15 protein-coding genes and 1 pseudogene are annotated in these 12,952 nt (G+C 62.2%); 8 read left to right on the top strand and 8 right to left on the bottom strand.

The genetic code is table 11. The annotated features are described in order from the left end of the window. Window position 1 precedes the first annotated feature (1 nt). Entirely contained in the window at window positions 2-1,627 is a 1,626-nt protein-coding gene (locus VMR39_RS24385; RefSeq protein ID WP_325420092.1) for an MFS transporter, read from the bottom strand. 141 nt (window positions 1,628-1,768) lie between these two features. Here VMR39_RS24385 and VMR39_RS24380 point away from each other — a divergent pair, with 141 nt between their 5' ends. The 4 genes from VMR39_RS24380 to VMR39_RS30560 all read left to right on the top strand — a co-directional run bounded on the left by VMR39_RS24380 (window position 1,769) and on the right by VMR39_RS30560 (window position 3,891). Continuing rightward, complete coding sequence (locus VMR39_RS24380) at window positions 1,769-2,302, top strand: helix-turn-helix domain-containing protein (RefSeq protein WP_325420089.1); 534 nt, start codon at window positions 1,769-1,771, stop codon at window positions 2,300-2,302. Window positions 2,303-2,347: 45 nt separating this feature from the next. Beyond that, a complete protein-coding gene (locus VMR39_RS24375) occupies window positions 2,348-3,061 on the top strand; it encodes a hypothetical protein (protein ID WP_325420087.1) in 714 nt (237 codons plus the stop codon). After that, the gene (locus tag VMR39_RS24370) at window positions 3,055-3,468 is read left to right on the top strand and encodes a hypothetical protein (RefSeq protein WP_325420085.1); all 414 of its coding nucleotides are present in this window, start codon (window positions 3,055-3,057) and stop codon (window positions 3,466-3,468) included. The genes VMR39_RS24375 and VMR39_RS24370 overlap by 7 nt, the downstream gene beginning before the upstream one ends. 105 nt (window positions 3,469-3,573) lie before the next feature. Further along, window positions 3,574-3,891: a phospholipase D-like domain-containing protein gene (locus VMR39_RS30560; RefSeq protein WP_414712591.1), complete on the top strand. Its 318-nt coding sequence runs from the start codon at window positions 3,574-3,576 to the stop codon at window positions 3,889-3,891. 716 nt (window positions 3,892-4,607) lie between these two features. On the opposite strand, the gene VMR39_RS24365 is transcribed toward VMR39_RS30560, so the two are convergent. The 4 genes from VMR39_RS24365 to VMR39_RS24350 all read right to left on the bottom strand — a co-directional run bounded on the left by VMR39_RS24365 (window position 4,608) and on the right by VMR39_RS24350 (window position 6,925). Beyond that, the gene (locus VMR39_RS24365) at window positions 4,608-4,814 is read right to left on the bottom strand and encodes a hypothetical protein (RefSeq protein ID WP_325420083.1); all 207 of its coding nucleotides are present in this window, start codon (window positions 4,812-4,814) and stop codon (window positions 4,608-4,610) included. A gap of 159 nt (window positions 4,815-4,973) precedes the next feature. After that, window positions 4,974-5,744 carry an SDR family NAD(P)-dependent oxidoreductase gene (locus VMR39_RS24360; protein WP_325420081.1) on the bottom strand — a complete coding sequence of 257 codons (771 nt, stop codon included), beginning with the start codon at window positions 5,742-5,744 and terminating at the stop codon, window positions 4,974-4,976. Window positions 5,745-5,795: 51 nt separating this feature from the next. Then, window positions 5,796-6,134 (bottom strand): hypothetical protein, encoded by a 339-nt coding sequence (locus VMR39_RS24355; RefSeq protein ID WP_325420079.1) that lies wholly within the window; start codon window positions 6,132-6,134, stop codon window positions 5,796-5,798. 113 nt (window positions 6,135-6,247) lie between these two features. Beyond that, a complete protein-coding gene (locus tag VMR39_RS24350; protein WP_325420077.1) occupies window positions 6,248-6,925 on the bottom strand; it encodes a nitroreductase in 678 nt (225 codons plus the stop codon). A 102-nt stretch (window positions 6,926-7,027) separates the two neighbouring features. Here VMR39_RS24350 and VMR39_RS24345 point away from each other — a divergent pair, with 102 nt between their 5' ends. Both VMR39_RS24345 and VMR39_RS24340 read left to right on the top strand, forming a co-directional pair. After that, window positions 7,028-7,471: a MarR family winged helix-turn-helix transcriptional regulator gene (locus VMR39_RS24345; RefSeq protein ID WP_325420075.1), complete on the top strand. Its 444-nt coding sequence runs from the start codon at window positions 7,028-7,030 to the stop codon at window positions 7,469-7,471. Window positions 7,472-7,654: 183 nt separating this feature from the next. Next, window positions 7,655-8,974, top strand: a complete 1,320-nt coding sequence (locus VMR39_RS24340; protein ID WP_325420073.1) for an NtaA/DmoA family FMN-dependent monooxygenase — start codon at window positions 7,655-7,657, stop codon at window positions 8,972-8,974. Window positions 8,975-9,279: 305 nt separating this feature from the next. Here VMR39_RS24340 and VMR39_RS24335 read toward each other — a convergent pair whose 3' ends face one another. After that, on the bottom strand, window positions 9,280-10,314 hold the full coding sequence (locus VMR39_RS24335) for an IS110 family transposase (RefSeq protein WP_325420071.1): 1,035 nt from the start codon (window positions 10,312-10,314) through the stop codon (window positions 9,280-9,282). Window positions 10,315-10,387: 73 nt separating this feature from the next. Between VMR39_RS24335 and VMR39_RS24330 the strand changes: the two are divergent. Continuing rightward, a pseudogene (locus VMR39_RS24330) lies at window positions 10,388-10,537 on the top strand (IS630 family transposase); the annotation flags it as partial. A 79-nt stretch (window positions 10,538-10,616) separates the two neighbouring features. Here VMR39_RS24330 and VMR39_RS24325 read toward each other — a convergent pair. Together VMR39_RS24325 and VMR39_RS24320 are read right to left on the bottom strand one after the other, a co-directional pair. Beyond that, entirely contained in the window at window positions 10,617-11,669 is a 1,053-nt protein-coding gene (locus VMR39_RS24325; protein WP_325420069.1) for an aromatic ring-hydroxylating dioxygenase subunit alpha, read from the bottom strand. A gap of 87 nt (window positions 11,670-11,756) precedes the next feature. Beyond that, on the bottom strand, window positions 11,757-12,416 hold the full coding sequence (locus VMR39_RS24320) for a TetR/AcrR family transcriptional regulator C-terminal domain-containing protein (protein WP_325420066.1): 660 nt from the start codon (window positions 12,414-12,416) through the stop codon (window positions 11,757-11,759). Window positions 12,417-12,606: 190 nt separating this feature from the next. On the opposite strand from VMR39_RS24320, the gene VMR39_RS24315 reads away from it, so the two are divergent. Continuing rightward, on the top strand, window positions 12,607-12,952 hold a 346-nt coding region (locus tag VMR39_RS24315; RefSeq protein WP_325420064.1), incomplete at its 3' end, for an MFS transporter.

Below are 12,952 nucleotides of genomic sequence, written 5' to 3'. Positions count from 1 at the left end.
CTCACATTGCGGCGCCGGCTGGCGCGGGAGATTGCTGGGGTTGAGAAGAACCGAGCGCAACGCGCCGGCTCTTCAGAGCTGCCAGCGTGACGCGCCAGACGCTCCACAGCAGGAAGAGACAGGCGACAGCGGCATTCAACCGGAACACGTCGTTGTAGGCGCGCACGTTCGCTTCGCGGGTCGCGACCTGCTGAAGCAGGCCAATGCCTTGTGCATCGCGCAAGGTGGGATCGGTGACCTGGCGCGCGTAGGCCTGCCGCTGGATCGCCAGCCGCTGCGCGGCGACGGGATCGGCGGCAACGACGTGCTGAGTCAGTTGGCCCGAATACTCGTGCTCGCGGTATTGCTGGAACGTGCCGTAGATCGCGGGGCCCAGCAGCCCGCCCGCTGCTTGGGTCATGGTGAACAAGACAATGAAGGTGATGATGTGATCGGGGCCGCGTTTCATCGCGCCCATCACACCGTTCATGATCAGCGGCCCCATCACGATCGCACCGGCGAATGCGAGCATGAATTGCGTCACCATCATCGTGTTTGGCCGGGTGTCGCTGGTCGAGTTGCTGTCGATCAGGCTCGCGACGATGACGAGCGCGATCGCTCCGATCATCATTGGCTGCCCGGTCTTCGGCCCGAACGCGATGGCGCCTACTGCCGTGCCCAGCACGATGCCGGCTAGGATGACGAGATAGAAGAGCTGGAACTGATCTGGCCCGAGGCCCAATGTGCGAAGCAGGCCGGTAGCCGCGTAGGTCTGCTCCGACAGGATAACTCGGAACATGAGCGATGCAAAAACGAAGCGGGCGACCTCCATCGTGCCGATCCAGCGGGTGTAGAGCATCGGGTTGGCGCGGTGATGCTCGACGTAGAACACAACCATGAGCAGCGCGAACGCGGCGATCAGCGCCCATGCCATCCACGGCTGTTCCGCCCACCATTGCAGCCGTCCCTGCGCCAGCACACCGGCGACCAACGCAAAGGCAGGCGCGGCGAGCGCAAAGGTCAGAAAGTCGGTCCTCTCGATTACCTGGATGCGGATACCGGGTGGCAGCTTCAGCATGATCGAGACCGCGAGCGAGCAAAGCGCCAGCGCGAATTCGAACAGGTACAGCGTCTGCCACTGCCCGAGATCGAGCAGAGCGGGCGACAGCAGCCATGCGAGCGGCAGCGCAAGTTGGCTGATCCCTAGACCGACAACGACGGCGCTGCCCATCTTCGCCTTCGGGAACCCCTGCATGATATAGTAGAAGGCCATCGAGCTAAGTGGAGCCGAGACGAAGCCGGAGGCTGCGCGCACAAGCAGCGCAGTGCCATAATCCTCGACGAACAGGTGTAGCGCCGTAATCGCTAGATAGCCGACCAGTGCCACCTCCGCGAAGCGGCGGATGCCATATTGCTGGCGTAGCTTCACCAGCAGCAGGTTGGCCGACAAATTCACCATGACATAGGCGGCCGGCAGCCATTGGCCCTGAACCGGGGTCAAACCAAGCGCACCCTGGATCTGTGGGAGGTTTGCGCTCACGAGCGCGTTCCCGAGCCCACCCGTGATCGAGATCAGGATCCCCACAAGCAAATACGCGACACGCAGACGGCTACCATGCCGGACAGCTGCCGGCGATCCTGGGATCATCGGCACTTCGTCCGGGTGCCAGTCTGGCGTCCGTTCAAGCACTTTGGGGGCTGGGCGAGACGCCGGTACGGTCATATAGAGAGGAACTCTAAGCGGACATGATGTGTCCGCTTTATGCCGGTTCTACTCTGGAGGCAAGTGGTGCGCAAAGACGCAGAGGAACGACGAACGCGGCTGATCGCAATCGCTGCCGAGCTGTTCGCAGAGCAGGGTTACGGGGTCCCGCTAGAGACCGTTGCCGAGCGCGCCGGGGTCGGCCGTGGCACGCTCTACCGGAACTTCGCCGACCGGAACGCCATGATCCTGGCCGTGATCGAGACCAGACTCGCAGAACTTGAACGTTTTGCCCGGGACAATTGCAGTTCGGCCGACATGATCCGCGGGTTTATCCGGTGCCTGGGCGGCGTTGGCGCATTCCATGAAACGGCACTCGTCGGGAGCCGCGAGATACATTTCGAAATCGTGCGCCAGCTTCGTGCCCGCGTTGATGATCTTCTTGAGTTTGTCCTCGGTTGCGCCAACGCGGCAGGCAGCGTCCGTCCCGGTCTCGCTCCTGATGACCTGCGGATGATAAACCGCATGCTCGTCGCGGCGACCGCCGACCCGGAAATTGATCGTGAGCGCGCGCTCGACAAGGCGTTGGACATCATCATGACGGGCTTGAAGAAAGCCTGAGCACGGAGCGCTGCCGAGGTGACGCAGAACGGGCGATGGAAGACGATGGCAACGGTCGCGGGCGCGTGCATCGCCGCGGCGGTGCTGGTTCGGCGTGCGAACAGGCTTCCACCGGGGGAGCGGGCAACCAGCACGACGCCTCGCGCGCCCTGTGTGAGCCAGCTGGCACAGGGCGTTGCGGCGCAGACGGCGCAGCATCCGTCCTTGTCCGGTCTGTCGCTACTGAAGGACGGGGTCGACGCGTTTGCCGCGCGCTTGCTGCTCATGCGAGCCGCCGAGCCGAGGCTCGACCTGCAGTATTACATCTGGCACGGCGACCGTACCGGGACGCTGATGCTGGAGGCGTTGCACGCCGCGGCAGATCGCGGCTTGCAGATACGCTTGCTGCTCGATGACAACGGCATCGCCGGGCTCGACAGGGTCCTGTCGGCGCTCGATGGCCATCCGAACATTGCGGTGCGGCTGTTCAACCCGTTCCGTATCCGTTTCCCCAAGTCGATCGGGTATCTGGTCGATTTCGGTCGCCTCAACCGGCGGATGCATAACAAGAGCTTCACCGCGGCGACGAGTATTTCGGCGCAAGCGACGGTTCGCTGTTCGCCGATCTCGACGTTCTGGCGATCGGCCCTGCGGTGGACGAAGTGGTCGAGGATTTCGAACGCTACTGGTGCTCCCCTTCTGCCTATCCCGCCGCGCAAATCCTGCCGAAGGTCAGCAAGCGGCAGCTGGACCGGCTGCAGTCGCGGAGTTCGGTGGTAGAGAACGATCCGTCGGCACGCCGCTATGTCGATCGGCTACGCAGCCTGCTGCTGATCCGCCAGATATCGGACGGCACGCTGCCGCTGGAATGGGCGCCCGTGCGGCTGCTCAGCGACAACCCGGCCAAGGTGCTGGGCGGCGTTGCCGATGGTGATCTGCTCGCGCCCAGACTGGAACAGGCGCTGGGTGTCGTGCAGCGCGAACTGGGCGTGATCGCCGGCTATTTCGTGCCGGGGGGCCGAAGGTGCCGCGCAGCTCGCGGGCCTGGCGCGGGCGGGCAAGCAGGTCTCCATCCTCACCAATGGCTACGCCTGCAACGATGTCGCCGTCGTCCATGCAGGCTACGCGCCATGGCGGCGTGCACTGCTGGAAGCGGGCGTGCGGCTTTACGAGATGCGGGTCGATGAGAAGCCGAAGACGGCCGGTCCCGAGCGGCGACGCGGAACCAAGCTCGGGGTTGGCAGCAGCCTGCGGGGAACAGGCACCGGCTCCGGCGCGGCGCTGCGTCCACCCTGCACGCAAAAACCTTCACCGTTGATCGTGAACGCCTGTTCATCGGCTCGTTCAATTTCGATCCGCGCTCAGTTCGGCTTAATACCGAACTGGGCTTCATCATCGAAAGTCCGACGCTTGCGAGCGAAGTGGCGGACGCCTTCGAGACGGTCATACCCGAAGACGCCTACCGCGTATGCTTGGTCGATAACGGCGACATCACATGGGCGCAGGAGCATTCAGACGGCACTTCTCGGACGACCGAGCCTGGCATGGGTTGGAAGGAACACGCCTTGATCGCACTTGCCACGCGCCTCCCGATCAGTTGGCTGCTGTGAGCAAGCAGCTTGTCTCCAAGGCATGTTGCACAGGCTTGAGCATGTCCCCCGGATCATAGCCGGGCCGTCCCGTCGCCTTCGGTCGCGAACGGTGAAAGCCGGCCTCGCCCAGATCAAGGTCATTGACGAACGCGTCCATGAACCGAACCGGATTATGCCCCCACATAATCCTCAACCGATGCCGGCAGCAGCAGCGCCTAGTCGCGCGCATGACCTTCGATATACGCCATGAACACAGCATACACTTGTCAGCGACCCGGCGGAATTAGCCAGCGAGTTTCAGCACAGTCTGGCATCCCAACCGAACGTGCCAGCGTTCCTGATGGCCGTTCTTTCTCCGGGAATGCCCATACGGGGAGCGGCACGCTCCCCAGCCCCGTTTCGCGCTAAGCCAGCGGAAATCGTTTGCTTACCCACGACGACAGCCTGTGCTCGTTCACCATCGTCATCCCTGTGTTCACACAAGGCCAGCCGCCATACAGGAGTCGGTTCGCCGTAGGCCGGTCCCCAACCCTGCAAACGACTGGCAATCGACCACGCCCGCTTCCTAAAGGCTGGGACCCGCTTCATTAAGGTCCCCGCCGCCTGGCATCAGATCCCTGCCGTCCCGGCGAGCACGGAAGCGGTAATCACGTGTTGGGGGCGTAGGATGTCGGGATGGCGAATGCGATAACCTCTTCGATCACCAGAACACTCAGTCGCTCACCAAGCAGCGGTTACTCCGGATGCGCCTTGAGGGTGGAAGACCCCTCCAGAAAATGGTTCATGTCGCGCATCTTCCAGATGTGGTGAAAGGTATGCAGTCGTTCGTTCACCTGCTGGAGAGCCTCGTGGAGTTCCCAGCCCGCATTCTCGGTGACAATCTTGACGATCTTCGCCATCGCCTCAGCAAATTCACTGATTTTGCCATAGTGAAGCTTCACAGGCACGTGTGTGCATGGGCGGTTGTACTCCGGTCGGACCTGTTGGCATCAGCTGGTAAGCAAATCGGGAGTAAAAGGCGGGGTTGCCCTGTGCGGCGCAGAGGCAGGCGGGAAGCCCGCAACCCTCTGCCGCGACACGGCCATCCGGCCTGCTTCTTGTCAGCCAGCCTCGGGCTTGTTCATCGAGTAGGACCCACAGGTCCAGCCGCCGTCCACGACCAGCTCGGCTCCAGAAATGTAGCTTGCATCGTCGCTGAGCAGGAACAAGGTCGCAGCCGCGACCTCCTCCGGCTTGCCGTAACGATTGAGGGCGATCTCGTAGAAGAGTTCGGCATTAAACGCTTCACCTGCGACAGCGAGCAGCATCGGCGTTTCAATGGTGCCCGGCAGCACCGAGTTAATCCGGACGCCGAAGGGGCCAGCTTCCTTGGCCGCGGTGCGGGAGAGGCCGAGCAGCGCGAACTTGGAGGCGCAATAGCCGCCCTTTTCCGCACGACCCATTATTCCAAGTACCGAGGAAATGTTGACAATGGCCCCGCGCTTTTGCTTTTTGAGCAGAGGAAGCGCTGTCTTCAGCCCCAGCCACGGCCCGATGAGATCGATGTCCAGCATCTTGCGGAAGGCGCCTTCGTCCATCGCGTCAATCGCCCCGGTTGTGATCGCACCGGCGTTGTTGACGAGCCCGTCGATGCCGCCGTTTTGGTCGGCGACATCCTGCAACACGTTGGTCCAGGACTCTTGCGACGCCACGTCCAGGCGGGCGAAAACCGCGCCTGAACCGATCTCGGCGGCTGCGGCTTCGCCGGCCTCCTGATTGATATCGGTCAAAATCACCTTTGCGCCGCGCTCTGCCGCTTTTGCGGCAGTCACTTTACCCATGCCTTGGGCCCCACCTGTGATCACGATGACCTTGCCGTCTAGTTGCGCCATTTCTTCAACCTTTCGATTGTTATTAGGTGAGTAGTATTCCGCGAGAATGCCTCAGCCGTCTGGCTTGAGAGTCTTGTCCGAAGGGATGGCGGAAGCGAACGCCAGAAATGCCTCCCATCGAACATCGAAGGCAGTCGCGATCCATGGCTCGGCGGCAGAGGACGGTATCGCCTGACGTTCAGCCACAATGCTGAGCAGATCCCGAAGGATCGCCGCTAGTGGCCGGTCCTCCACGTCCCTTCGGAACAGGGCCGCGTTCTGGGCTTCTCGCACGGACACCAGAAAGAGTTCGTCGCTAATCGCGTTCCAAGCGACGAACCGATCTTGCAGAAGCGGTCTAAGGGTTGCTTGGCCCTTGAGGAAGAGCGCAAAAGCGGCCGTACGCGGCACTGTGATATATTCATACAGCCGTCGTGCGCCCCGCTTCAGCCTTTCCACCCGCGATCGACAGGCTGAAGCGCCGTCCCGCGCTATTGCGGTGGGCAGAACCGACCCTGCCGTCATCACTGGTGGAAGGTCACGCTCTCTTCGAGCGGTGCCTTCCCGATGCGGTACGTGTTGGCCGCATGCGCCGTGTCAGGATAGCCGAAGGATACCCCGAACAGCAGCTTCAGTGCGGGGTCGATGTCTAGCTCGCGGCGGATCGTGTCAGCATAAAACCCCAGCATTGTCTGCGGGATACCGCCAAGCCCGTGGGCGGTGAGCGAGAGCAGGAACGTCTGACCGTACATGCCGATGTCGCCGGCGACCCGCACGCTGTCCCCCATGGCGGGCATGAACAGGAACCCGACATGCGGTGCGTCGAAGAACGTCAGGTTGCGCTGGGACGCGCTGCGGCGTTCGTCGAATGCCTCACGGGCGACGCCGATCGCCTGGTAATAAGCGGCGCCCTGCGCCTTGGAGCGCTCGCGGTAAACGCCATGATAGTCGTCGAGCGAGAAGCTGAAATCCGGCGTCAGGTGTCCGGCGTCGTCCGCGGCAAGGATTGCCTCGCTGAGCTTGTCCCGGCTCGCGCCGGAAGCGATATGAACCACCCAAGGCTGTGTGTTGCAGTTCGAAGGCGCAAGTTGCGCGTCTTCGAGGACGGAGCGGATCACCGCCTCCGGCACAGGATCGGGCAGGAAGCTGCGCACGGAATGACGCTCGCGCAGAACGTCCTGAAAAAGCTTGGGCTCAGGCACTTCGCCATCTCCATAGGGGCACTGGTGGAAGGATGGCACCCTTCCATCTGGCAGCATACCCACTATCTAGTGTGCGAGACACAAGCGTTCTAGGGGAGCATCGTGATTTTTCCAGCGACCAAGGCGAGACGTGAGCTCGACAAGCAACTATCGTTCGCCCTCTACGGAGCGGCGAACCGCGTATCCCGGATGCACAAGCCGTACCTCGAACCGTTGGGCCTGACCTTTCCGCAATATCTGGCAATGATCGCCCTTCTGGATGGCGCGCCGATCGGTGTGGGCGCGCTTGGCAGTCAACTCGGCATGGATACGGGCACCATTACCCCGTTGGTGAAACGCCTCGAAGCCGCTGGCCTGGTCACCCGCAAGAGGGATTCGGTCGATGAGCGCCGGGTTCTGGTCGATCTTACCCCTGCCGGTCGTGCATCTGAACAGGCGGTGAGGAGTGTGGCCGGACAGATCGTATCCGCCTGCCAGCTCACTGACGGGGATGCGGAAAAACTGCGCCTGACGCTCGAAATGCTCGCTGGTTCCGCAAGCGACTAAGCAGGAGGAAAACCTGTTCCACCGGGCGCGAGGGCTTCCAAGGCAGATCAGCCGCTTTCTCCAACCCGGACCCTTGTCTCCGCAGATGCCCAGCGCTCCCTTGCAAATTATGTCTAGTGCACCAGATTATAGCTCGCTTGATAGTTGGCGGAATGAGCGATGGTACGTTTGGATGTTTGACATATGATTTTGGGCATTACCCTCGGTGAAAGCTACGGTGTCCACCCTGGTGCGTGGCGCATGCCGGGAGCAGACCCTTCGGCCTACACGAACGTCGATGTGCAGGTGCGCAGCGCCCGCGCGGCCGAGCGCGGAGGGCTCGACTTCGCGTTCTTCCCCGATCGCGTCTTCCTGCACGGTGATCTTTCGACTGCGCCGCCCATGTTCTCGATGGAACCGCTGCTGGTGCTTACGGCTGTCGCCCGCGAAACCAGCCGGATCGGGCTGGTACCCTCGGTTTCGACTTCGTTCAATGAACCTTATGCACTGGCACGCCAGCTCCGCGCGCTCGACGTGATCAGCCATGGCCGTGCGGGCTGGAATGCCATTCCCAGCTACGAGGCGGAAGCATTCGCGAATTACGGGCGACCGGTCCCGCAGGGTAACCAGAAGTACGAGCGCCTCCACGAGGTCATCCAGATTACCCAGGCGCTGTGGGATAGCTGGGGACGGGAAGCCGGACGCCCCGACCCGCAAGCCGGTCGCTTTGCGGATATGGCCCACATCAAGCCTGTCAACTTGCAGGGGCGCCATGTCGCCGCCCGCGGCCCGATCCAGATCCCCCAGTCTGAACAAGGCCAACCGGTGATCTTCATGCCCGTAGCCAGCAGCCGTGGCCTGCAGGCGCTGGGGATGTACGCCAACGGCATCATCGCCATGCCCATGACGATGGAGGAAAGTCGTCAGCAGCGGGAGATCGTCCACGCGTCCGCCATTCAGGCGGGTCGCAGTGCCGACGACATCCGGTTCGTGCCGTTCATCGGCTTCGGCCTGGGTGCCACCAAACGCGAGGCATTGGACCGGCGCCGCGCGCTGGAGGACCGCACCGATCCGGTGCCCCGTCTGGCGCGGCTCTCGACGATGCTCGGCGTCGGGCTGGACCTCGCACGCTCGGACGAGCCGCTGACGGCCACGCAGATCGACGCACTGCGCCCGCACCGGGCCGTCCCCCCTTCGGCCAAGGCCGCTGCCCTGGCTCGGGAAGGATGGTCCCCGCGCGACATCATCGCGCATGGGGTTCTCGACGCCAATCCGGGGCTGGTAGGCACGCCCGAGGAGGCGGCCGATCTCTTGCAGCAATGGTTTGAGGCCGGAGTTTGCGATGGCTTTAACATCGTCCCCGACGACCAGCAGGACAGCATCGACGACTTCGTCGATCAGGTCGTACCCATCCTCCGCCGTCGCGGGCTGCGCCCTGCGGACTATCGCGGCGTTACCTTACGCGACCATCTTGGTCTGCCGGAGCAGTTAGGGGTCGATCTCCGGCTTTCCGCTTCGGCCTAAGGCTTCCCACAAAGGAAGGTTCGCGGATAACCGCGGCCGGATCGGTCTCCATCTGTGGACGCCCCTGCAAACGCAAGCGATATTTGAAGGATATAGGCACGTAGTCGGATGCTGCCATCTGTCCGGCCTTTACTGCAGCGATGGAGCTGCGGGCCTGTATGGGAGTTCGCGGACCGGAACCATATCAGTTCAGCGCACTTGTGGTGCATTGCCAGACCCTGGTTCTTCCAGCCCCGTCTCGCCGACTGTTGTGCCATACTCTCCTTCGACCGACTACGTCTCCGACGACCTCAGGCCCGCCAGGCTCACGCCACAACTGCGACCGGAGCTTTGTAATTCTCTTGCTTGGTGAGCAGCGCCCATACGATGCGTGCCATTTTATTGGCAAGCGCGACCGTCACCAGCATTCGCGGCTTGCGAGCCAGCATCCCCTCCAGCCAGGAGCCCTTGGGAGCTCCCTTCTTGCTTGCCTGGAGGACGACGGCGCTGCTGCCGATGATAAGCAGGCGCCTGATCGTTCGCTCGCCCATTTTTGATGTGGCGCCGAGCCTCTGCTTGCCGCCTGTCGATTTCTGCAAAGGCGTAAGGCCAAGCCAGGCGGCAAAGTCACGGCCCTTGGTGAAGGTTTCGGCTGGTGGCGCCAGCGCGGCGATCGCGGTGGCCGTAATTGGCCCTATACCAGGAATGGTCATCAGCCTGCGCGCTATCTCATCCTCACGGGCGCGCGTTGCGATCTCCTTGTCGAGTTCGACGATCTTGGCATCTAGATCCGCCAGCAAATCCAGCATCAATCGGAACATGGTGCGGGCGGCGTGCGGAAGTGAACTTGCCATTTCCTCTTCCTCTAGCAGATCCGCCAGCATCGCCACATGTGATCGCCCCTTGGGCGCTACCCATCCATATTCTGTCAGATGCCCACGGATTGCATTGATGAGTTGGGTCCGCTGCCGCACCAGAAGGTCGCGAGCTCTAAAGACGAGACCTGCCGCCTGCTGCTGCTCGCTTTTAACGGCTACAAACCGCATGTTCGGTCTCTGAGCCGCCTCACAAATTGCCTCGGCATCGACCGCATCATTTTTATGGCGCTTCACGAACGGCTTTACATAAGCTGGCGGAATCAGCCGTACCTCATGGCCGATATGCGCCAGTTCACGCGCCCAATGATGAGCCCCACCGCAGGCCTCCAGCGCGACCACGCATCGGGGTTGAGCGGCGAAGAACGCCAGCAGCTTGCCACGGCTGATCCGTTTGCTGAAGAGCGCGTGCCCGCGTGCATCCGCACCGTGTGCATGAAAAACTTGCTTGGCGATATCCAACCCAATTGTGCTAACTTCAGACACGGACGCCTCCTCAAGTGGTGTTTCAACACCTCCACTATGGCACATCGATGCCGCCGGGGGGCGTCCACCCCATCAGTTCATGCGCAACAACTGGCTGTCAAACCGCATCTTCTCATCCTACGATGACATCGTCGATCACTGCTGCTTCGCCTGGAACCGCCTCGTCGATCAACCTTGGCGCATCATGCCCATCGGTCTGCTCCAGTTGGCACATGGGTTCTGATCAATGCTCATTGGTATAAGTGGCTCGATATCGTAAATCCGCGCGCTTAAGGCCTGGGCTATGGACCAAGCCGGCGTGTTCAAGCCAATCTAGTCGCGTTTTCCCTCGCCGCGACTTCCGCGTCGATGCGCGCGTAGAGGAGATTGCGCGCCCGCGCACCCGCCGCATCGCCAGGGAGCCAGCCCAGTTTCATCGTGCGGAGATCGCGGTCGCCGATATTGGCCTGCTGATCTTCGAGCATGGGCAGGTCTTCCAGTTCGAACGGGACGCTCAGGAAGCGGACCTGCTCCTGCGCCATCTGGTCGCCGATCGGACCCAGGGTCTTGGGAAAGGCGATTGAATACCAGTAGTGCGAACTAGTTGCCGTTTCCGGGGTGAACAGATGCGCCGTCGGAGCTTCTCGGCCTTCCGCCTTGGGGCGGCCGCTCGTCACCGCACCGGCGAATATCGCCAGGTTGGCCGGCGCGTTCCAGCGGACGTTGATCCAGCGGTCGGCCAGGGCGTCAGGGTCGATCCCCATGGCTTCCGCCAATTCGGGCGTCATCATTTCGCCATGGATGTCGCGGTTCGACCAGACTTCGTCACCTTCCTGCTTCCAGGTGTAAATGCCTTCGGACACCTTGTCGCTGCCTAGCGTAGTCGGATGCAGGAACTGGACATGGCTCAGGTCCAGGATATTCTCGATCTCCAGTTCGTAGCCCGCCTTGACGTTCAGATAGCCCTTGCCGACCCAGGCCGTCTCAGGATCATTGAAGCCGAAATCGGGGATGAGCGCTGGGTCGGCGCGGTCCGCTTCGCCCATCCAGATCCAGATCGCGCTGTGCAGTTCAACGACCGGATAGGGGCGCAGGCTCATATTTTTGGGCGGTGCGCCGAACGGATTATGGACGCACGCGCCGTCGGCGCCAAAACCTAGGCCATGATAGCCGCACTGGACCATGTCGCCGACCAGCTTGCCGCGCGCGAGCGGTGCGTAGCGGTGCGGGCACACGCCATGTAGCGCCTTCACCAAGCCTGCTTCATCGCGGAAAAACAGGATCGGGTCGCCCAGCAGGCGGCGCGACAGCATAGTGCCTTCGGGCACCTCATGGTCCCAGGCGGCAACATACCAAGCGTTTTTCAAGTAGGCCAAGACATACTCCTCATCCCGCCAGCTCAGCTGGCTTGGTAATTATGTACTGTTGGTACACTTTGTGTTTCGGGAAAGTCAAGTCGGGTTTTAAGCTGGTGCCGCGCCCTTCCCTACGCCTTCCAGAAAGAGGGCCGTGGTAATTCTGGCCTGGCGTGCGATTGCCGTCTCATCGGGCAACGGAATCAATCCCAAGAGCCGCCGTTCGTACAGATCGCTGCGGATCATATGTGTCAGGCGTCCGGCGCTGTCGTGCAGATCGATGTCGGCGCGAATGCCCCGTCCGACCCATTTCGACAGGAAGGTCGCGACTTCTTCGACCACCAGAAGGTGCGCTTCACGATAGAAGCTGTCCCCCAATCCGTCGCTCGCGTCAGCCGACGCGACCACACCGCGATAGACTGCCAGCGAATCTGGCCGCAGATAGAAGGTGAGCAAACCGCGCAGCAGGCTGTGGAGAGCAGGCTCCAGCCGGTCCTCCCCACCCGTGTCCAGCGTCAGGCCAGCCATCGTTTCCCGCGCCGTCGCCGCCATGGCCGCCGCGAACAGCCCGGCCTTATTACCGAAATATTTGACGACCGTCGCTTTCGACCCGCCGGCCAGCCGGATGATGTCGTTCAGGCTGGCATTTTGGATACCGTGCATGGCCACCTGTTCGCGGGCATGATGGATCAACGCCGCCTTGCGCGCATCGGCGGCGCGGTGCTTGCCATTGGTCGGCTGGGGGTGGGTCGGATCATCGGCGGCCATGGCCCGACCTTTGCCGCGAACCTGGTGCGTTGCAAGCGCGCGCGTGACCGGCGCAGTTCCATGGATAGATTGATTTGATCCTTTCGGTTTGACCTTGGCACCCCGCCGCCTGATCCTGTGGCCCAGAAAAGATGGCGAATGGGAGAGACTATGCGCGCATGCACCAGATTGCGGGAGGGCCATTAGCGGCATGTTACGCCAATCCACCTCCGCTCCGACGCCCGGCACCCTGACCGGGGTCGCATTGCTGTTGCCGATCACGCTCTCGACGATGGCGATCGTTCTGCTCGCGCCCATTCTGCCGCAATTGCTGCACGCTTATCGCGCGGTGCCGGGCTATGAACTCTGGGTGCCGATGATCCTGACGATCCCGGCGCTGTGCGTGGCTTTCCTGTCGCCCATTGCGGGCATGTTGGGGGATTATTTCGGCCGCCGTCGGCTGCTGCTTGCCGCCTTCCTGCTTTATGCGCTGGTCGGCGTCGCGCCGGTTTTCCTGACCAGCCTGCCTGCCATCCTTGCCTCGCGCGTGGGTGTCG

It is taken from the genome of Sphingobium sp., assembly GCF_035511395.1.
Classification (GTDB): domain Bacteria; phylum Pseudomonadota; class Alphaproteobacteria; order Sphingomonadales; family Sphingomonadaceae; genus Sphingobium.
This window is presented reverse-complemented; position numbering and strand designations above follow the sequence as displayed.